Annotated in this window: 16 protein-coding genes; 4 read left to right on the forward strand and 12 right to left on the reverse strand. The window is 56.4% G+C overall.

The features are described 5' to 3' along the window. Positions 1–118 precede the first annotated feature (118 nt). Positions 119–988 carry a helix-turn-helix domain-containing protein gene (locus tag U5A82_RS03740; RefSeq protein ID WP_326288696.1) on the reverse strand — a complete coding sequence of 290 codons (870 nt, stop codon included), beginning with the start codon at positions 986–988 and terminating at the stop codon, positions 119–121. Between the two features lie 513 nt (positions 989–1,501). On the opposite strand from U5A82_RS03740, the gene U5A82_RS03745 reads away from it, so the two are divergent. Further along, positions 1,502–3,808 carry a TonB-dependent receptor gene (locus U5A82_RS03745; RefSeq protein ID WP_326288698.1) on the forward strand — a complete coding sequence of 769 codons (2,307 nt, stop codon included), beginning with the start codon at positions 1,502–1,504 and terminating at the stop codon, positions 3,806–3,808. A 182-nt stretch (positions 3,809–3,990) separates the two neighbouring features. On the opposite strand, the gene U5A82_RS03750 is transcribed toward U5A82_RS03745, so the two are convergent. The 7 genes from U5A82_RS03750 to U5A82_RS03780 form a co-directional block, all read right to left on the reverse strand. Further along, positions 3,991–4,746: an SDR family oxidoreductase gene (locus tag U5A82_RS03750; protein WP_326288700.1), complete on the reverse strand. Its 756-nt coding sequence runs from the start codon at positions 4,744–4,746 to the stop codon at positions 3,991–3,993. A 77-nt stretch (positions 4,747–4,823) separates the two neighbouring features. Beyond that, positions 4,824–5,120 (reverse strand): DUF1330 domain-containing protein, encoded by a 297-nt coding sequence (locus U5A82_RS03755; RefSeq protein ID WP_326288701.1) that lies wholly within the window; start codon positions 5,118–5,120, stop codon positions 4,824–4,826. Positions 5,121–5,236: 116 nt separating this feature from the next. Beyond that, positions 5,237–5,521, reverse strand: coding sequence for a 2Fe-2S iron-sulfur cluster-binding protein (locus U5A82_RS03760; protein ID WP_326288703.1), 285 nt, complete (start codon positions 5,519–5,521; stop codon positions 5,237–5,239). A 261-nt stretch (positions 5,522–5,782) separates the two neighbouring features. Continuing rightward, the gene (locus tag U5A82_RS03765) at positions 5,783–6,346 is read right to left on the reverse strand and encodes a nuclear transport factor 2 family protein (RefSeq protein WP_326288704.1); all 564 of its coding nucleotides are present in this window, start codon (positions 6,344–6,346) and stop codon (positions 5,783–5,785) included. 73 nt (positions 6,347–6,419) lie between these two features. Beyond that, positions 6,420–8,669, reverse strand: a complete 2,250-nt coding sequence (locus U5A82_RS03770; protein WP_326288706.1) for a TonB-dependent receptor — start codon at positions 8,667–8,669, stop codon at positions 6,420–6,422. Between the two features lie 247 nt (positions 8,670–8,916). After that, positions 8,917–9,804 (reverse strand): SDR family NAD(P)-dependent oxidoreductase, encoded by an 888-nt coding sequence (locus U5A82_RS03775; protein WP_326288708.1) that lies wholly within the window; start codon positions 9,802–9,804, stop codon positions 8,917–8,919. A 93-nt stretch (positions 9,805–9,897) separates the two neighbouring features. Beyond that, positions 9,898–11,166: a cytochrome P450 gene (locus U5A82_RS03780; RefSeq protein WP_326288710.1), complete on the reverse strand. Its 1,269-nt coding sequence runs from the start codon at positions 11,164–11,166 to the stop codon at positions 9,898–9,900. A 316-nt stretch (positions 11,167–11,482) separates the two neighbouring features. On the opposite strand from U5A82_RS03780, the gene U5A82_RS03785 reads away from it, so the two are divergent. The 3 genes from U5A82_RS03785 (at position 11,483) to U5A82_RS03795 (ending at position 13,601) form a co-directional block, all read left to right on the forward strand. Beyond that, positions 11,483–11,629 carry a hypothetical protein gene (locus U5A82_RS03785; protein WP_326288712.1) on the forward strand — a complete coding sequence of 49 codons (147 nt, stop codon included), beginning with the start codon at positions 11,483–11,485 and terminating at the stop codon, positions 11,627–11,629. Positions 11,630–11,708: 79 nt separating this feature from the next. After that, the gene (locus U5A82_RS03790) at positions 11,709–11,942 is read left to right on the forward strand and encodes a hypothetical protein (RefSeq protein ID WP_326288714.1); all 234 of its coding nucleotides are present in this window, start codon (positions 11,709–11,711) and stop codon (positions 11,940–11,942) included. Positions 11,943–12,281: 339 nt separating this feature from the next. Further along, a complete protein-coding gene (locus U5A82_RS03795; RefSeq protein WP_326288716.1) occupies positions 12,282–13,601 on the forward strand; it encodes an MFS transporter in 1,320 nt (439 codons plus the stop codon). A 442-nt stretch (positions 13,602–14,043) separates the two neighbouring features. Here U5A82_RS03795 and U5A82_RS03800 read toward each other — a convergent pair whose 3' ends face one another. The 4 genes from U5A82_RS03800 to U5A82_RS03815 all read right to left on the reverse strand — a co-directional run bounded on the left by U5A82_RS03800 (position 14,044) and on the right by U5A82_RS03815 (position 20,600). Then, positions 14,044–14,364 carry a 2Fe-2S iron-sulfur cluster-binding protein gene (locus U5A82_RS03800; protein WP_326288718.1) on the reverse strand — a complete coding sequence of 107 codons (321 nt, stop codon included), beginning with the start codon at positions 14,362–14,364 and terminating at the stop codon, positions 14,044–14,046. A gap of 19 nt (positions 14,365–14,383) precedes the next feature. Further along, complete coding sequence (locus U5A82_RS03805; RefSeq protein WP_326288720.1) at positions 14,384–15,643, reverse strand: cytochrome P450; 1,260 nt, start codon at positions 15,641–15,643, stop codon at positions 14,384–14,386. A 565-nt stretch (positions 15,644–16,208) separates the two neighbouring features. Further along, complete coding sequence (locus tag U5A82_RS03810) at positions 16,209–17,060, reverse strand: helix-turn-helix transcriptional regulator (RefSeq protein ID WP_326288722.1); 852 nt, start codon at positions 17,058–17,060, stop codon at positions 16,209–16,211. A 984-nt stretch (positions 17,061–18,044) separates the two neighbouring features. After that, positions 18,045–20,600 carry a TonB-dependent receptor gene (locus tag U5A82_RS03815; RefSeq protein ID WP_326288724.1) on the reverse strand — a complete coding sequence of 852 codons (2,556 nt, stop codon included), beginning with the start codon at positions 20,598–20,600 and terminating at the stop codon, positions 18,045–18,047. Positions 20,601–21,068: the final 468 nt, after the last annotated feature.

Here is a 21,068-nt window from a genome sequence, read left to right on the forward strand (position 1 = left end):
CGCGCTTCGCGAAGGCATGATGCTGCCAGATCGAGCTTCTTTTCGCACCCGTCTCGCGAGACTCCATCCGGCGCCGATGGCGAGGCAGAAAGTCGTCGGCCGGATTGCCCGGTCAGCATCAACAAGACGTGATATGAGATCGCCGAAGTGAGGCAATGCGATATTCCCGCGGCGTCAATCCGACTTTGTGGCGAAACGCATAGGAAAAGGCACTAGGCGTGCTAAAACCAAGACGGTGGGCAATAACTTTAAGCGGTATCGTCCATTCATCCAGCAGCGTTTTCGCCCGCGAAATTCGGACCTCTTCCATATAGTCAAATAGGTTGCGGCCCGTGCAATTCTTGTACACCTGCCTCATGTGGCCGACGCCGATTCCCAGGCTGTCAGCAATCTCCTGGAGCGAGGGCCAACCACTCTCGTACGTCATCACGAATTCTTCGACGCGCCGAGTCCTGAGTTCGGACAAAGGATCGTGCATTCGTAAGTCCGTAGTGCCTTGCTTCAGCCGAGACACGAGATCGAATGCAACTAGCGTACTGCACGACTTGATTATGGATGGCGTAAGCGGGCTTGGGGAAAGCACTTCGTTGAACATCCGCCTCATCGCATATTCAATGTTGGTCTCCTTGAACTGGAAGAGCGCCAGTGCAGGATAGTCGAGCGACCTGGCTGTCACCCCGACGACATCCTGGAGCCATTCCGGTTTGATACGAAGCGCGAGGCTGCGCGTGTCAACCGCGCCGTCGCAAGCCATCGCGCTGGTTTGCACTCGCGATGGGATCAACATCATCTGCCCTACTGACCTAGGATCGCGTCCTTCTGTCCATGCGCGGATGCGCCCCTTAGGGGCGCTCCGCCAGCGTAGAACAATCTCCGGATCGCATTGCGAAGCGGTGGCACCTGCTTCGTAATGACTATCGACCACCTGAGCCACGACGCCTGGGAAGGCGACTTCACCGACCACTTCCTGCGTCCAGCCACTTACCATGAGCCTTCTCTCCATCAATTTTATGTTTTGAGAAAGTGTGCCACCGGCCTCTTGTAAATGCAACTCGACAAGATGTCGCGGGCGACCGGCGCGCTGCCGCGCAAAACGGCCCGGAAAGCGGCAGAACATACCAAGACATGGCTTGGGTTATGGAGTTCGTTAGCAGCGGGGTTGGGCACCAAGATTTATCTAATGATCGGATTGATGAGCTAATGTCCGAAACTCCTAGAACTAAAGGGCACTCCTCCGCCTGTCATTGCGCTTCGTTCGCGATCGCCGGCCTGCTGGCTTGCGTCTATCACTTCTTTCACTCCGTGCCGCAGTTATACGGACAACACGCAACGCGCGACCTATGGGCAAAAACGGTCGAGTTTGCGTGGCAGCGAAGCGCCCGGGTGCCAAAGCACCGCATTAATTGCAACCGTTCTCTCTGCGAACATTCTGGTCATACGCGTTGCAAAATGATCGGATGCTTTGGATTGTGACCGCTGCCGCCGTCATCGATCGAGGACGTTGGCCAATAACGACGCCGGGCTGCGGAGGCTTGTTTCAGAGCAAAGCAATGGGAGGGACCATTCGATGAGACTATCAACGTTCATGTTAACCACTTCGGTAGCGGGTATGGCGATAGGCGCTCATTGCGATCCGGCAACGGCACAGATAGCGGCTGCGTTAACGCAGGATGCAGGCATCACAACGGTGCCAGACGAAGTAAAGAGCACTCTAGATCCTGCGACGGCGCTCGGCGCACAACAAGGCCAGGGTGACATCATTGTGACTGCGCAACGTCGCGCGGAGAATGTCCAGCGGGTTCCCCTTTCCATTACGGCGTTGAGTTCCGAGCAATTAGCGACGCAGGGCATTCGGTCGGTTGCGGATCTGGGCGGAAAAATTCCTAGTCTCACGGTTCAGAAGTTCAATGGAATTGTCCAACCATTTCTACGTGGGATCGGCTCCAGCACGTCGACGGCAGGTGTCGAATTGAGTGTCGCTGTTTATGTCGACGGCGTCTATTTTTCCCGCCTCCCATCTAGCTTTTTTGATTTGGCGAGCGTCGAACGCGTGGAGGTTCTTAAGGGGCCACAAGGCACTTTATTCGGTCGGAATTCGACCGGCGGCGTCATCAACGTGATCACGCGAAAGCCATCACATGATACTGAAGTAAGCGGCACGATCGGTTATGGCCGCTTTGATGCCGTTGACGGCAACCTGTATGCCACGACCGGTCTCGGAGACAGCGCGGCGATTTCACTATCCATCGTCGGGAAGACGAGCGACGGGTTTGGCAAAAACACCGCTAATGGCCATCGTTACGGCTATGAGGACAGCGTGCTTACCAACGCCAAACTCTTATGGGAGCCATCAAGCAATACAGAAATCACGATCGCCGGATTTTATTCCTGGTCGAAGAACTCAGGAAACAAGGCCGCCTTCCCAGGCACCTCAAGCACGACGCTTACGCACTACTATGTCGACCGAAGCGACAATGGCGTTTACACCTCTGATGAAATCGGATTTTATAATTCCATCAGCGATCCAGACCAACAAGATATATTCCACACCTATGGAGGATCTGTCCACCTTGATCAGGACGTTGGATTTGCCAAGATCGTAAGCATTTCCGGATATTCGCATGTTTCCCAGGACAGTCAATATACCGAATATCTTCCTGTTAAAGAATTTCTTGTTCCCGCATATGCGCGGGTCGATCTTTATACACAAGAGCTTCAACTAGTTAGCCAATCAGGATCACCACTTAATTGGATCATTGGACTTTACTATCTGAATAATAAAACAAGATACACTAAAGATACCGTCTTCGATATTCCATTGTTCTATGGAAACACGCCACTGAGTGCGCCGGCGCAGCAAAAAGTGGAAACCTACGCAGCCTTTGCCCAAGCAGGTTACCACCTGAGTTCGAGCCTGAATCTGACTGTCGGCTTTCGCTATACGTGGGATAAAACTTCGGCCGAGGGCACTGTTGGCGGCATCCAAGTCTTTGCACCCGACACGACCAAGGTCGATAAGGCAAGCTACAAAGCTGCGCTGGACTATCAGATAGCGCGTGACGTGATGGTCTATGGGCTGTTCGCACATGGCTTCAAATCGGGCGCTTACAACATTCTGACCTACAGTTCGACGCCGACCGCTCCCGAACAACTCGACGACTATGAGATCGGCTTCAAATCACAATTCCTCGACAATCGGATTCGACTGAATGCTGCTGCTTTCTACTACGACATAAAGAACCCGCAGGTGCAACTCATTCAGAACGGCACTACCTTTCTGTCGAACGCCGGGGCCGCACGGGTAAAGGGCGCTGAAGCCGACTTGAGCATCAAGGCCACACAAGGGATCACCTTTCGGGCCAGTATCGCCTACATGGATGCCAAGTATACGGATTATAAGAATGCGCCCGCAGGTCGCCCCGATTTCGTCGTTGGTGGTTCGATTCAGTTGCCAAACATCGACGCTTCCGGCAATCGCCTGCCGTTCGCAGCAAAATGGAGCTTCAACATTGGAGGCGATTTTTCCTTAGACACACCCGCGGGAAAGGTAACGCTCACGGCGGACTGGTTCCACAATAGCGGATACACATTCGAGCCCGATCAGTTTCTGCGACAGGGCGCGTACGATCTTGTCAATGCGCAAGTGCGGATACAGGCCAATGAGAATGTCGGGCTTCGCATCTGGGGCCGAAACCTCGCGAATGAAAGAATCGTCGCGGGCGCGGCTTCGCAATACGGATATGCGGGGTATCCCTGGAGCCCGGCACCGCCACTGACGTTCGGTGGAGCGGTGGACTTTAAGTTTTGATACTAGGACCAGACCGAGCGGGGCATCGCGGAAGAATACCCCGCTCGATATCGGTGCGTCATGCGTAAACGCGTGCAATGACCGCCCAAGTCCGCGCTCGAACTCCTGGCTCTACGGCGTGGACGGGGGACAAGCGCGGGTCAGAGGCATCGCAGGCAGCAGGATGCACCCCGCCCATCTCATCAGCGCTTCACCCCGGTCCATCCTCCATCAACGATAAGCTCAATGGCGTTGATATAAGAAGCGTCATCACTCGCCAGGAACGCAACGGCAGCGGCAAGTTCCTCCGCCTGGCCGATGCGCTTCATCGGAACGCTTTCCTGGAGGACGCGCAGGAATGTAGGCCGAAGATCATCTGGGATACCAAGCTTGGGGCCCATCTCCGTTTGGATCGGTCCCGGGCTGACACTGTTGACCCGGATACCGCGCGCCGCAAACTCACCCGCCAAGACCCGAACCAGCGCTGACGAGGCGCCCTTGGAGGCAGCATAAACGGCCGAGGCGAGCATCCCCATCTGATTGTTAACCGATGTCGTGACGATCATGGAACCTCCATCCCGCATCACTCTGGACAGAGACTGGGCACCGAACAAAACAGCTTTCACGTTCACCGCAAACACCGCATCGAACGTTTCTTCGTCTATATCGGCAAGAGACTGAAACTTTCCCGTACCCGCATTGAGGAAAGCGATATCCAGGCCGCCGAATGCATCGTCAACTTCGTCGGCTATCCGACGCACATCGACCAATTTCGACGCATCCGCCTGGATGGCGACAACCTCGCCGCCCAGTTTGTCCACGGCGGCGGCAAGACGATCGGCGTTTTGCCCGGTAATGGCAATACGAGCCCCTTCAGCGATGAAGCGTCGTGCTGATGCGAAGCCGATGCCCGTGGTGCCCCCTGTGATGAGCGCCGTCTTGCCGTCCAGTCGTTGCATACCAGTTTCCTCTTCTACGCCTTAACTGGAGATTTTGCCGGCCCGACGAAATTATCACTAGGCTTGCCTAGATACCGTCAGCCTGCAGGTGGTTTCATCGTCATGATGAATTTTGTATCGGCGGAGGCAAAACGCAGGCCTATGACCTCTTGATACGCGTCCGAGCGGTAGAATTCGTCGAACTTTTCCTGAGATTCAAATTCGATTATGGCCAGCCTGTTGGCAGGCTGCTCACCTTCATAGACTGTCGGTTCGCTGTCGGCTGAGAGTCGCGTCAGGTTGAACGGCTTCAACGCCTTTGCAGCGCCGGCAACATATTTCGCATACAATTCGGAGTCCTTCACTTCGACCGCCATGACGAGATAGACACTCATGCTCTTTTTCCCTCGAAGCTATCCCAGCCAGTCCCACCGATCCGCAGTCCTGCAAGCCGGCGTCCTGACGGATCGACAGACATGACGTTTGGATGTCCGATGCAGACAGCCCCTCGTTAACTTTGCGACAGCGGCATTGTCACGGTCAGTCCATTCAGTTCCTCGGTCATGAAGATCTGACAGCTGAGCCGGCTGGTCGGGCCTGGCTCGTGAGACACCTCCAGCAAATCGGCTTCATCGTAGGACACGGGCGGAAGCCGGTCCCACCATTCCTTCTCGACGTAGACGTGGCACGTTGCGCAACTCAGCGAGCCGCCGCATTCGCCGATCATTTGCTCGATCCCGGCGCGCTTGCCCATCTCCATGACTGATTCGCCGACAGTGCCGTCGATCTCACTCACCTCGTCGCTCGGCAGAATGAACTTAACTATTGGCAAGTAAACCTCCCAGTATAGACTGTATTAAACGCAAACGTCAGATTGTCCCCGACGAAACATATATTGCCCAAGCCAAACCCGAGGCCAGAACGGCTAAGTATCAGAAGCGCGGCACCGCTGGATCGGACAGTCTGGCCAAGGTCCGGATATCCCGGTAGCGAGGCCTGTCAGATCCACCTCGACCGCTCGCACATCCAAAAGGCCTTTTTGCTTTTCGCCGTGGCTTCAGCCTCCAGGATTGATTCCGGCCAAGGCATCACCGCGAACGCGATCGAAAAACGCATAGGCCGCGTCGCCCTCGTCCCGGCGGCTCGTGACCAGCATTTCCGTGAGCGGTCCGATAGACTTCTCGATGACAGGATCGTGCCGGTCCTTCTCGAACAACACGAGCCGATCGACGATCTTCCACTGCCCATCGCGCTTTTCAAACTTGTCCAGATAGCGACCGGGCGCGGTCATATCGTAGAGTCGCCCGTCTTTCATGAAGCGATACATTGCTATGACGTAGGACTCGCACTTGGCGGTATCACCATCAATTTCAATGTATTCATTACCCAAGAAGTGCATGCATGAAAGTATATGCCCCGCATGTCGGCCTATCACCCAATCAGCGAAATCCGCCGGAGTTCCGACAAAGGCGCCGTGATTATCTATAGCATCCGAATGATAGCAGGATATTATCAGGTCACGATCAAGACGATCAACTCCTTGGCACAATTTCACCAGGACGTCATGGATCTGCGCCCTTGCATCAATTTCACTCAGCAGCCGACCTTCGTCATTCATCATGTGATGTCTCCGTTCACTCTGGAATTGCGTATCGGCTCGATGTTGACACACAGGATTTTATGTCCCCAAGATCCTAGAATTTGAAGTCGATGGCACCACCGAAGGTAATTGGTGCTGCAGGTGTATAGATGTAACCGGCCGGTGTCGTATTGGTGCTGATCCGGTCGACATATTTCTTGTCGAGGAGATTACGTCCCCAGACACGGAGCGCCAGATTATCGTTGAGCGAAATCTTCACCTGCCCGTTCAACAAGTCGAATGGTTTCTGACGGAGAAAGTTGTCCGGCTCCGAATAGAACCCACTATTATGCTGGTAATCGGTGCTAATCAGCACAGTGCCGATGCCTGTCCGGAATTCATAGTCCGCACCTAATGAGCCAGTGAATTTCGAAACATAGGGCGTCTGGTTGCCATTCGCCACGACAGCCGACGCTGTCGCGCCGAATGGAGCGTTCGGATTTGGAATCCCGCTCGGTGCACAACCAACGCAAACACCGTTGATAATCTGACCGAAGTCCTTGTACTTCGAGTCGAGGTACGCCGCCGATGCTCGCAAGGTCAGGCCCGACATCACGCGTACCTGAACATCGCCCTCCAGACCATCGACCGTCGACTTGCCGGCATTCGACAAAATAAGCGTCGGTGCTCGCGTGATTGTGACCTGCGGATCTTTGACGTTGTAATGAAAAGCCGCCAGGCTAAAGCGAACATGTCGGTCAAATAGCTCGCCTTTCAGACCGACCTCATAGGCATCCACCTGTTCCGGCTTCGCCGGTGTGCTGTTGTAGGTCAGCAAGGCGAATACGGCCGACTTGAAACCACGATTGAATGAGACATAGCCCAGCACATCGTCCGTGAATTGATAGTCGGCCGCCGCGCGGAACGTCAGCTTTTCAGTTTTGAATTTCCCCGGCTCCCTCAGGGGACCGAATACTGTCCCATCAGGGCGGAATAGTCCTCCATTCGCATCGATCCGGTCAATCGTGTACCGCAGACCGCCGGTCACTTTCAGTCTGGGCAGAATTTCATAGGTGGCCTGGCCGTATGCCGCGTAGGATTTAGCGTGCTGTCTACCGAGCGAAATGAAGCCTGTCGTCCCGCCCAGCGATGCAATCGTACCCGCCGGACTAAAGAAGCGAGTCCGACTGTCGTAGGCGCTGACAGTGTTATAATAGAAAAGTCCGCCTACCCACTGGACAGGGCTTCCGCTCAACGAGGACGCCTGCAGTTCCTGCGTAAACTGACGAACGTGACCCGAAGGCGTGGCAAGGCCGTCCGCACGATCGGTGTAATCGCTGTCAGCCAGCATCTGTGCATTGGTGTCCATATATGCCGTGATGCTCTTGAGCGCGGCAAACGAAATCTCTTGCTCTGCGGTCAGAGATACACCCCACGTCGTGGCTTTCTGATAGGACTCGGAGATGGCGTCGTTCGCCTGATCGTAGAAGCCTATGATCGGCAGCGGCTGAGAATTTGGCTGCGAGGAATAGCCGCTACGGGTTCCCGGGAAAGCATTCCCAGCAAGGTTGTTTTTCGAGTATGTATAGAATCCGCCTAGAGCGACCGACGTCAGATCGGACGGGGTGACAAGAATCTTCGAACGGACCGAGAAATTATCCTGGTAGTTTGTCCGGTTGCCAGTCGGCACAAATTTGCCGTACCCTTCGCCCTGACGACGCCCCGACAGCGAGATATCCGCGGCGACAGTCTCGGACAAACCGGTAGTAGCATAGGCATTGGCTTCGAACGTATCGTAATTGCCATAGCCGATACTCCCTTTCATCGAAGCAACATGGGATGGATCCAGCGTGACGAGTTGAATGACGCCGCCGGACGAGTTGCGCCCAAAGAGCGTACCTTGGGGCCCTTTAAGAACTTCGATGCGGCTCAGGTTGTTCAAAGAGAACACGCCGCTCGGCAGGCGGGAATAATAGATGCCGTCAACGTAGACGCCGACACTCGCCTCGTTACCAAGGGCGGTGCCGGGATTACCGATCCCGCGCAGGAATGGCAGGGTGACCCCGTTGTTCGAACTGAGGTTTAGGCCAGGGATAACCGTCTTGACCTGTTCGAGATTGTCGAGCCCACGATTGGCAAGAGCAGCGCCGCCGATCGCAGTCACTGCGATCGGGATTTTCTGAATATTTTCTTCCCGTCGCTGCGCGGTAACGACGATGTCCTCGAGCTGGCTGTCGTTCGCGACAGATGCCGTCGATGGCAATGGCGGCTGTACCACGTCTTGAGCAGACGCGGGCGCCGCAAGCGCGATGGCCAACGAAACGAGCGAGCCTTCAAGGCAACGCGATTTTTTTAGCTTAATCATTTGTTCCTCCCCAGAAGTTATGAAACGCTTGCCTTGAAGCCGCGATTTCAAACCGGGGGTGTGAGGCGTGATGACAATTCATCGCCCCCCCAATTGAATGTCGCGTGCGTAGTCTTGACCTCTTCGTTGCTTCTAGGAGTAGATAAAATGAGCGCATCTCGCAACGGAGATAGCAATCTTGTTCTCAATGCGAACATCTATCGTAAAATTGCTGGTTTCAGGGCTCCATTTAGGCCCCGCGTGCATGTTACGCTGGTATATACCCGTCGAGCAGAGCATTGGTGCGGGTCTCTATACCCTCCCGGGGCGCTGGATGGGTCATGCAGTAAAGGCGATTGGCTTTGATGGCCGCGATAACCATCGGGCCGACTTCGGAGGCCTCGATACCCCGCGCCACGTCACCTGCTCCGATCAGATTGACCGCACCGCCGGCAGACGACGAAGCTTCTCCTTTCGGGACATCCCCTCGCTCCTCGGCGTAACTGACGTATGAACGAAGTTCGGCGTCGCGTGCCTGTTCCTCGGCCGATCTCAGCCGGCCACTCTTCGATACGTTGGTGATAATATGCCCTGGGTAAAGGATCGTGACTCCGATATTGTCAGCCTCGAGTTCCTCGCGAATGATCTCCGACAGCCCATCGACGGCGTATTTCGTCATCGTGTAAGTCGCGTTGCCCGGAACCTTCAACAGCGTGGAGATCGACGATGTATTGACGATATGCTTTTCACCTGCAATTGCCCGCATGCGCGGTACGAAGACCTCGATGCCGTGGATCACGCCCCAGATGTTGACGCCGACCATCCATTCGAAGTCGGCATGGCTCGTGTCCCAAATGGCACGAAATGGTCGGAATGCGACCCCGGCATTGTTCACCAAAATGTGAATGTCGCCGAAAGCCTCATAGGCAGCATCGGCAAGCGCCTCGACTTCAGCCAGTTTGGCAACGTCGGTTCGTACACCGATCGCTCGGCCCCCTGCCGCAACAATCTCCGCCGCCACGGCTTCGGCATTGTGCAACTCGATGTCCGCGACCACCACGGCAACCCCGGCGTCGGCTAGCGATTGAGCAATCGCCCTGCCGATGCCGCTTCCCGCTCCCGTGACGACTGCGGCCTTTCCGTTAAGCTCTTTCATTTTTTCATTCCTTATAATTATAGTTGTGACGCCACAGGCAGCCGAGAGGGGTCGATCATCTGCCGGTGATCGACGGCCCGTGAACGCAGAGGTTTACTGGACCTGCGTGTCGTTCGCTTGCGGAGTGAATTTTACAGGCATGTATTTCAGTCCGCTGCCATTGGTGGACCCCAGCCAGCTCCCTGGGCCGTCGAGATCGATATCGGGCAGGCGGGTAAGAACCTCGTCGAGCAGCAATTTCATTTCCAACCGGGCCAGATTGCGCCCAAGGCAGAAATGATCACCCTGCGACGTACCGAAGGTCAGATGGGGGTTGGGATTTCGTTTGATGTCGAAGCTCTGCGGGTTTTCGAACACCGACTCGTCGCGATTGGCCGATACGAGCCATGCGACCACCCAGTCACCCTCCTTCAGCAGCTTTCCTCCGAATTCGATGTCCTTCGCGACAACGCGGAAACGGTGCTTCGCAGGGCAACCGTAACGCAACCCCTCCTCGACGGCCTTGTCGAGAAGCGAGCGGTCGGCACGAAGCATCTCGAATTGCTCGCGATTCTCCAACAATGCCTGCATGGTTAGAGAAAAGCCATTTCGCGTGGTATCCAGGCCGGCCGCCACCATAGACCAGCACCACCAGCCCACATCGCGATCGTCCCATGGCGTCCCGTCGGTCGCCATGTTCGCGATGAGCGTGGTCAAATCATCCTTCGGATCCGTACGGCGCTGGATGGCGAGATCGAGAAGATAGTCGAACATCTCCTTCTGCGCGAGAAGCCGGCTTTCGCTGGCAGTCATCCCCTTCATCCGATGGTCGGGGTCCTGCGAACCAAGGAAGACGGAGGTATATCGGCGCATTCGCCCCATGTCTTCGGGAGGCACACCCATGAGGTCGCAGACGAAGCGCGAAGGCAGTTCGGCTGACACATCTTCGACAAGGTCGCATTTCCCACGTGGTGCAACCTCATCAATGATCTCCCGGCAGAGCTCTCGGACCCCCGTCGTCAGTTTGGCGACGACCGGCGTCGTGAAGTGCCGGTTGAAAGGCCGCCGGTACTGCATATGTCGCGGTGCATCCGTATAAGTTGGAAGCGAATTATAGCCTGCTTCGTACTGGTCAACCTTGAAGACTTCCTCGGGATCGGGCGGCAGATGACCACCGAGACGCGAGCTGAACGTGTCGACGTCGTGTAAAACCTGGATGACATCCGCGTGGCGGGTGATCGACCAGAATGGCCTGCCGTAGTTGCCCTCCGTCCAATGGACGGGGTCTTCCTTGCGTAATACCTCGAAGTCCGTATGGAAATCACGACCCGCGAAATAGGCGGACGTCGTGATATTTTGGTCGATTTCCTTGTGATCAGCCATGGGTTCCATGTGCCTCCGTTGAAAGTCTCTCTCTCAAAGTAGAGACATCCGTGACCGATACCCTCACAGAGACTGTCGAAAACATTGGATTCTTGTCCAAATCCCCTGACACACCCGTCACCGACGCTCGAGGGGATAGGTCGGGAGCAGAATTGGCGCTATGTTCGGAGAATGTTCCTATAGGCAGCTGCAACACGAGCGCACGTTAATACCGGGACACGTAGCCGACAATTTCGTGACCCGTGAAGGCGCGAGCGACCTTATTGCCGATGCCTGCCAACGTCTAGAATGCGGATAATAGAAAAGGGAGGAAGCCATGGGTCGAATTACCAAGACCGACGTCGAGCAATGGGATCCTGATCTGCGTCGGATGATCTCGGCCGACGGGTTGCATGCGATCACTCGGGGGTATTTGACCTGCTGGCGCATCGCCCAGCGCCCACAGCGTATTATGGCACCATGAACGAGGAGCAGGCGCTTGTTTCCCGGCAGATCGAACTCATGCGGCTACGCATGGCCTTCCACATCCATGCCGCACCTGCATGGAGGCCCGCTACCAGGACGGGTTCGACGACCGGGCAACCGACGGTCTCGTCTGTTCTTTGCAAAAGCCCACGGAGGTGCCCTATCTGACCGGAGCAGGACGCACGGTGCTGGCATACGCCGATGAGTTCATGACCAATCACCTTTCGATCGACGACGGCACCCTGGATAGGGTGTGTGCGATCACTTGGAAGGAGGGCAATGGTGATGATCAACGCCCGCCGAGCCGCTAGCAGCTTCGGCATGTTTGCCCCAGTGCTGCACAGGTGGAAGACCTGCCCAGCGATTTCGCTGAAACGGCGAACGAATGCGTAACGCCCTGGGCCATGCCGCACTTAGTCGTCAGAGACGCAAGCCACTTCCGGCGTACCGAGTTGCTGACTCAATCTCGAAGGGCCTCAATATTGGCTGGACTAGCGCGGAGAGTCCGTTCGAACATCCGGAGCAACGCATTACGCTGCACCGGTTTGCTTAGTGGCTATCCTCAGCTCTTTAGGCGTTAGCATAGACTTGCCTGCGTAAAATAGCGCGGACAATCCACCCCGGCATTATCAAGTAACGGAGAACACAGCATGAGCGAGCCAGCAAACGATCCGTACCCTCCTTCTTGGCAGGCCTGGTCTGTTGTCGCTCTACTTCTTGTGCTCAACATTGTCTCACTGATGGATCGGCAATTACTGTCGCTCCTTGCAGTAGCGGTTCAGGACGACCTGAAGCTTTCAGATGTGCAGCTCGGCCTCCTGCAAGGCCTCGCATTTGCCTTGTTCCATGCGGTGATGGCGCTTCTGTTAGGCTGGGCGGTCGATCGCTACAGCCGCCGTATCGTGATCTTCTGGGGCATCATAACTTGGTCGTTGAGCTGCGCGGCGGGGGGGCTGGCGTCTGGTTTCGCGCAATTGTTCGCAAGCCGGCTGGGCGTGGGTGCCGGGGAGGCGGTGATGCAGCCGGCGGGCTATTCGCTGATCCGCGATCTCCTGCCTCCTGCACGACGCGTCGCGGGATTCGGCATCTTCGGAATGGGATCAAGCCTGGGCGTGGGGGTTTCCTATGGGTTCGGCGGCAGCCTTGTCGCTTCCCTGATGGATACGAACAGCATTCTAGCCCCGCTAGGGGCCTATTTTCGGCCGTGGCAATCCGCGCTGATCCTCGCCGGCTTGCCGGGCGTAGCCCTTGCCTTTCTCGTCCTGCTCATCCGGGAGCCTGCCCGTCGAGGCGGCGCACCCGCCAGGGGGCCATTCTTCAGTCCGCTCGTCGCGTGCGCGCGTCGTTATGGCACTATGCTCCCGCTCCTGATGCTGGGATTCGCGTTGACAACTCTGTGCAGCTATTGCCTGTTTGCGTGGACCCCCGTCTATCTTGATCGCCAATTCGGCTGGGATACACAAACGGTGGGATATGGGCTGGCCATCAGCCTGGGCCTTTTCCCGGCATCCGGTTTCCTCATCGGCGGGGCCATCGTCGATCGCTTCTTCATGGCGGGGCGCCGTGACATCCTGCTTCTCCTTCCGATGGCGCTGATGAGTGTCGGCGCCGTGACGGCAGTGCTCGCGTTTCAGGCATCATCCCCGTATGCATTCCTAGGCATGCTGGGCGTGATCGCGTTCACGGTCGCCGCTCTCACGCCCTGCGCATTCGCCTCCCTCCAACTGCTCGCGCCTGCCGACTTACGGGGACGGATCACCGGAGCTTTCATGGTGGTTCAGAACTTCGTCGGCGCCGCGGGTGGACCGTTGATTGTGGCGCTGATCACCGAACATGTTCTGCACGACCGCGACAAGGTCGGCACGTCGGTTGCGATCACGGTGGTTACGGCTGGCGCTATCGCCGTACTGCTATTTGCCTCGATCCTGCGCCCCTTCAAAGCCGCCATCGCACATGTTGATGCCAATTGATCGCCGTTCAAACGTGAGCCTTCGACGTTTCCTACATAACGCCATGTTACGACATAGCGCCAGGCCGTCCGACCACCGCAAACAATGCTCGCAAGATGAAAGAACTCACAACCAAGGCCTTTCAGGCCATCGCGGCGGCGAATGCAAGATTATAATTGGCGCTGCACTGCCCCCATCGCCAGCTATTTAAGCATTTGGCGCGCGTATATCGACGCGCTGCTCGATTGATAGCGAAAAGTATCAATGAGAGAGCAAGTCCCAGTTGTCGCAGGGACGAAGCTCCAACGAGACTTGTAATTGGTATTAAAAGCCAAGTTGGATCACGTGCTTAATCAGCAGGATCCAGCTGACGCATGCCACGGTTCCCAAGAGCAATATGCAAGGCAATCGAGGCATAATGATATTGATTTCGCAGGAAGGCAGATGCTTTCCAAACGCGATCTTAAAGGTTCGATTGGGGTATACCAATGACGATGCCGTCCAAAGGCAAATCAATCATGATCTGGCAGCTTAGCCGGCTGTTGGGCCGAAAGTCCTCGACCATTTCCAGCAGCTCGCTCTCAGCGAAATCAGCCGGCACGAGCCTGTCGATCCAGTCATCCTCGGCATGGACATGACAGGTCGCACAGGTCATCGCACCGCCGCATTCAGCCTCGATGCCAGCCAGTCCGTTCTCGACGGCAACACACATTACGCTGTTGCCCGCGAGGGCATCGACTGTCCGCACTTCACCGTCCGGATAACGAAATTTCACTTGCGGCACTTCACGTCTCTTTCAAATTTCAAGCCGCCAGCGAGCGCTTCTGGGTAAAGCGTACGGGCAGCTTCGTAAGTGAGCTGGTGTTGTCGGATTCCAGCCAAGAAATTCCACCCGCCAGTTCCAGGTCGGGCATGTGCTGGACGACCGCCGACAGCATGAGCTGCATTTCCATGCGAGTGAGATGACGACCAAGACAATTATGGGTTCCGATGCTGAAGCCCAGATGGGGGTTGGGAGAACGCGTGATGTCCAGCTTGTTCGGGTTCTCGAAAATGGTTTCGTCGCGATTAGCCGAAGCCAGCCACGGCACCACCCAATCGCCCTTGCGGATGAGCTTGCCGTGCAACTCATAGTCTCGGGTGGCGACCCTGAACTTATGCTTCGATGGGCTTACCCAGCGCACGACTTCTTCCGCCGCTTGCGGGGCAAGCGACGGATCCGAGCGCAGCCGGGCGGCTTGCTCAGGATTTTGGATGAGCCCAAGAAAGCCTACGGACAAAGCACCGCGCGTGGTTTCTAAACCGGCCACGACCAGAGAAAAACACCACCAGCCGACGTCGCGTTCGCTCATGCGTTCGCCATTGGCCAACACCATATTGCTGACTAGGCTGGTAAAATCGTCAGCGGGCTTGGCGCGCCGCTGCATGGCGAGATCGAACATATAGTCGAACAGCGCCTTGACCATCGTGTGCTGGGTTTTCACCCTGTCTCCGTCGATCTGATTCTCCGGATCCTGCGCACCCATGAAGGCGGTGCAGTAATACCGTACCTTGTCCCAGTCTTCGCGTGGGACACCCATCATCTCACACACGACTAGGGCTGGCAGCGGGCCAGCAATGTCATCGACCAAGTCGCACTCCCCCCTCGGCAATACCTCCGAGAGGAGCTGGTCGACAATGCTCTGCACCGCAGTGCGCAGGCGGGCGATGGCCGGTACCGAGAAATGCTTGTTGAAGGGTTGCCGCAGAAGCAGGTGGCGCGGCGGATCGAGGAAGGTCGCAATGCCATCGAAACCCAACACCTCGCGTTGCTCCGGCGTCGGCTCTTCCGCCGTCAGCGGCATGATACCGCCATATTCGGAACTGAAGGCGTGGGGGTCTTCGAGTACCGTTACGCAATCGGCGTAGCGGGTGATCGACCAGAAGGGCTTAACCCCGTTGCAGCCGTTCGTCCAGTGAACCGGGTCCTCGGCGCGCAGGCGGCGGAAGTCTTCGTAGAACTTGCCCGTCGTGAAATATGAAGAGGTTGTCAGGTTATCGTCCAGCTCTCGCCACTGCGTCATCGCGCACTCTCCCTCTTGATGGGTCTCGGGGGTCACCCCAGCTACGCTGAGAATAATGCCAAATACGCCTATTAGTGTCAAGTTGTCACAATATGTCTAATTTCTGGATTATACGTCTTGAAAGACGTCCATTTGACGCCCGATTGAGCCATCGATCCAGGATCAGGCATGAAGGCGGTGGATCAGAAAAACCTTCTGTCTTGTGATACTTCCCTGCCGCGACCATAGCTTGTACTCGTAGCGCTGCTTGTGACCGGAGATAGCAGCGTCGAGCGCAATCACGCCGGCGAGGCCCTTCGCATGAAAAATCGCCGGTGAAGGTACCGCTTCGCAGGCATGTCGGCGGTCGTCTGTTCTCCGCCACGATCGGCGAGACCATGTCACCGCCACCAATATGGAGGGGCATCATCTCGAACAGCGCCATGAATTTCTTCATCGCCCGTGTCCTATCGACTGGTTGGCAGCGCATTGGCGCGTCGTGCAATCACCGTGCCTCGCCCGCATGATCGAAGTGCCATCACGCCTCCGCCGGTCTCGAAACGAGCGCTGCCTCTCGTACAGCCCGTCACTGTCGCGTGCGAAAACGGAAGCCGCTGGGAGTCTCACCTTGAAGCTTGCGAAATGCGGAGGAGAAGGTGCTAGATACGGCGAAGCCCAGCCGGAAGCTGATTTCCTTTAGGGGAAGATCGGTCTCCGATAACAGCGCCTTGGCTTTGGTGAGCCGAACACTTTCGACATAATCGTGGATGGTGTGACCGGTCGAATTCTTGAAAGCTCTACGCAGGTGAGCGGGGCTAACATTGCAAGTCGCGGCGATCTCGTCGATCGTCGGACAACGCTGAATAGTCGCTTCGATGAATTCCACCACACGGTTAAGGTGCGACGGCTGCAGCTTGCCATCGCGGGTGCGTGCTCGCAGTTGCTCCCCCGGCTGGCCGAAATGGCGTGAGATCTCGACCGCCACTGCTGAAGCAAGCGATTCGATCAGCAAAGTGCTTGCTAGCCCAGGCGCCGCCACCTCGTTGCCCATCCATTGAATAGCTTGGTCGATACGACTGTTCCGGACGTCGCAGCAGCGTGTGAGGTCGCCCTTATCCCACTCACCAGGTATGTTCGCCATGGCGGAAAACCAGTCGCGGTCGAAGCGGCATGTAACCGTCTGAACATACTCGTCGTTCGCCGCTGCGCTCGTGCTGAAGGGCACATGTGCGGGAAAGAACATAAGTTGGCCGAAAGGCCGTTCCGAATTGTCCACCAAAGCAGACACGCCGAGCTGCGTTGGGTTGCTTCGGCGGCGTAGTAGATGATGCGGCTCGACCTCGACGATCTCCGCGCCCCGATGCCAACGATAATCGACGATTTGGACGCAAACGCCGGGAAGATCGATCCGGGAATTGATTTTGTCTTGCAACGACATATCCCTCCCTCCGCCCGGCCCAAATACCGGGGACTGTCTTATCGACAGCCCTTGGCATTGATACGCGAAAGGGACGTCTGCTGCGCCCTACCCGCCCTAGAGTGATACACAGCATTAGATCTGCGGCGTCATGTATACCACACTATGCCTTTAGGTAATCAGGCGTTCCCTTCGTGACAATCTCGCTTCCACAAACTGTTCTCAGAGCGAACATATGCCATACATTCATCAATGCTCGTTCAGCGCTCTCCCAGACCCTATGTAAAGATGCCGTGAAGCAGCTCGCTGAATTGTTCATTTAGCGGTAAATATTCGATCTTTCACACGTCGAAGCTTCATATGGGCTCCCGATCCCGGCAGACGGCGGTTCCCCCACGATCTGACCCGGTGTTCAGCGACGGCAATGTGCAAATGCCCTTTGTGCTAGTATGCTCGTTCGGGTCGACACGATGTGCATCATAGGGTGATCCGGAAGGGTGTCTACCCACAGCCTCCCGGATCAAGCTGGCGACGACCGCCCAGTGATCGCGGCCGACATCGAAGCCCAAGAGATAGGGCATATTGCGTTTCAAAAGCCAATGGATGGATGCTGAGTCCGACGAAATTGCTACCGGGTTCGATGCGGCCGGCATCCAGGAAACGGGTGCCCTTCTCCTTACGGTGAGGGCGCAGCCGATGTTTTGGGCGAACGTGATCTTGTGGCTGATCCGTCAGAGTGTGGCGTCGAGAAATCTGTGCGGGTTCTCGACGACGGGGCAGATCTCACAATGCTGCGCCGTCCGACGTTCCTCGGGCGACAGATTGCAAAGCTCGGGATCAATTCAGTAGAGCTTGGCAGTGCGCCCCGGCCCTTCGGTGACGGACCGCAACATCGTGAGTATCCGCTCGTCAGCAATATGCGCGGAAAACACCGAGCATGTATTGCCGTACGGGGGGGGGCGGACGGATGGCTATATCCGTTTCGCCCCCCGTTTCGGTTCGAAATCAGAACTTGTACGCGACGGTGCCTCCAAATGTGGCTGGCTGGCCCGGGTAGCGCACGATCACGTCCGTGACGCGGACGATGTTAGAGACATAGAATTTATTAAAAATATTCTTGCCCCAGATGTAGGCGCGCCACTTGCCATCGTGCGCCTGAACGCCAAGTTGACCATCCACCGACGTGTAGGAGGGAATCTCGAATACCTTCAGGCCCGCCTGCTCGACCGCCGTCTGATTCGGCGGGACGAAGGCCGAGGAGGTCTTGCCGCGATAGGCGACGTTGGCGCCGACGAATGCGTCAAATGTTGAGGAAATGGGCATAGTGTAGTTCAGGTCGCCATTCAGGCTCCACTTAGGCGCGAAATTGAAAGGGGAGCCTGAGAAGTCGCGCAGCACGCTATTGGTCTGGAGAACGGTCTGCCCGGTATATTTCAAGACCTTGCTCTTGATGTACGTGGCGCTGCCCGAAAGCGTCAGCCCGGAAACCGGTCGCAAAATGAGCGACCCCTCTGCACCTTGCAATCTCGATTTGGGGATTGTGTCTTGTCCGCCGATATTTCCGAATGGCGGTCCAACGAAAATCCGCGCGCGCACCTGTTTATCAACGTAATCGTATCGGAACACAGCGCCTTCGATACGCAGCCAGCGACCAATGCCCGCGCGACCGCCAAGTTCGTAAGAGGTCAGCTTCTCCTGAACCACCGGGTTATAAGCTACTGAATCGACGGTGTTCAACGATGAGAAATTGCCTGCCTTGAAGCCGCGGCTCACGCGCGCATAAATTAGCGAACTTTCGGTCGGTTTGTAGCTCAGATTGACGTTCCAGGGAACATTATCCTGCTCGAGCTTCCGATTGGCAAATCCCAGCGTGTAGAAGGGAAGATTGGCGGTATCCTGTGCTTGCGCGGCAGCGCTCGCGGGGCTCGATTGAAAGTAGAAACTAAAGCATTCTCCAGCCTGGATTGGGCGGGCCGGAGCCCGGCCGGAGCCGCTACGGAAAAAGTTGAACAATGCCGTATAGGCAAGGCCGGACGCATCGTCGAGCGCCGCCCCGCAGCCTCGGAACTTGCGCGTGTCCTGGCTTAGCCGGATGCCACCGCTCAGTGTGAACTGGGGCGTGATGTCGATATCGACGTTGGTAAACACACCCCAGTTTTTGATGCTCTGACGAGCGAGTATCCGCGCGCCTGATGATGCCAGGCCGCCGAACAGATTTTGTATTTGCGAAGAATTGCGGAGAAACTGGCTGACTTCATCATTGGTTTTGTCTTTCCCGTAATTGGTACCGAAGACCCAATGAACTGGACCGAAATCGGCCGCCAGACGGACCTCTTGCTGAAACGATTTAATCGAGCCTACCTGGACATTCCGGAGAGTCTCCGAAATGGCGGTGCCGTCATTCTCGGAGTTCTGATAACGGTCAAGGTGGGCGTACGACGTAAGGGACGTCAGAGTGACCTCGTCGCTCAAATCATATGCAAGTCTTCCTGACAGCTGCCAGAACTTATCGTTTCGACGAAGATTCTGACCCTGGTCCCAGTCTGCAAGGCGGGAGTTGTTCGGCGCAATTAGCCCAGGATTCGTGACGACCGGCTGAACCGCAGGGCTGGAATTTGTGATCCGGGTGCCAGTCAGCGCATTGATCGGGCAACTTGGCAGCGCCGCGACCGTCCCTGCCGTCTTGCAGCTCAACGGATTGCCGTCGGTTACCACCAGATTACGATCGACGTTGAAACTGTTGCCCGGATATGCCGCGACGAACTGCGGCACGACGGTGTCGGATTTGTCTACCCAGCTGTTGGCGTTAAAGGTAGCCGTTAGACGATCCGTTGGCTGCCAATCGACGATTGCACGACCGGTGAAGCGCCTGATCTTGCCGATCCCGTCGTCACGCGACTGACTCTCCTGCCAATTGCCGCCGGTTTCGTACCGCGCAGCGACCCGCGCCTTGAGCGTGTCAGTCAGCGGACCACTGACGAAGCCCTCGACTGTACCGCGGTCGAACCGGCCGAAAGTGCCGGTAATGCCGGCTTCGAAACTATTTGTTGGCTTATTTGCGATGTAATTGATCGCACCCGCCGTCGAGTTCTGTCCGTAAAGGGTGCCCTGTGGTCCTTTAAGAACTTCCAATCGTTGCAGATCGAGTGCAACGCCCTGCGTCATTACCGGATATACCAGCGGAATCTCATCGACATATATCGCGACAGAGCTGTTCGAACCGATCGACGGTTCGTTCACACCGACGCCGCGCAATGTGTATATTGGTGTCGAGAAGCCGCTATCGCTGACTGAAAGCCCAGGGACGAGCTTACTCAGATCATCCACCGACGCCACATTGCGCGTAGCCAACGCGGCGCCGCTGACCGACGCAATTGAGAGGGGAACGTCGGAGAGCGCCTGCTCGCGGCGCTGCGCCGTGACGACGATTTCATCTGGATCTTTGTTCGTCGCAGCCTTATTTGTGACCGGCGCTGGCGCAGTTTGCGCCTCCGCTGCGGATGCGATGGCAGACATCGCCACTCCGGTAAGTAACATCGCTGCCGAGATTTTCAGCGTCATAAACCCTCCCCTTTTTTAATCTCGCCCATCCTGTCATTTGCTACGCACTGGATTTTCCTCGAACATTGCAGCAGACGAGCATTGCGAAGACGCCGATCTGGCTTGTTCGCATTTGGCGACACCTTCGAAACAGTAATCCTAATCGGACCGATCGGCTTTGCCAGCGACAACGCTTTCGAATTATGGGCGAGAGTTTTCGGAAGCGTGCGTCGAGATCGCACGATTTCTTACAGTTTGATGAAAGCACCAACGCGGGGCTCCTTCGCGGTTGCTTTCAAAGATATCTCGAGGTCAGATCGACGGGTCTTCGCATTCAACTGGGCGCTGTCGTCGCGGACGCATAGCTCGCCGCGAGCCTGGGAAGAAAGACTTAGGGACTTGGCTTTAGTAGCCGATGGCCCACCGCTTGCTCACGAGCGGTAAGGGATGCCCGGATTTTTACAGCGTTCGACGCGAAGAGATTTGATG

Source organism: Sphingobium sp. CR2-8 (assembly GCF_035818615.1).
Classification (GTDB): Bacteria; Pseudomonadota; Alphaproteobacteria; order Sphingomonadales; family Sphingomonadaceae; genus Sphingobium.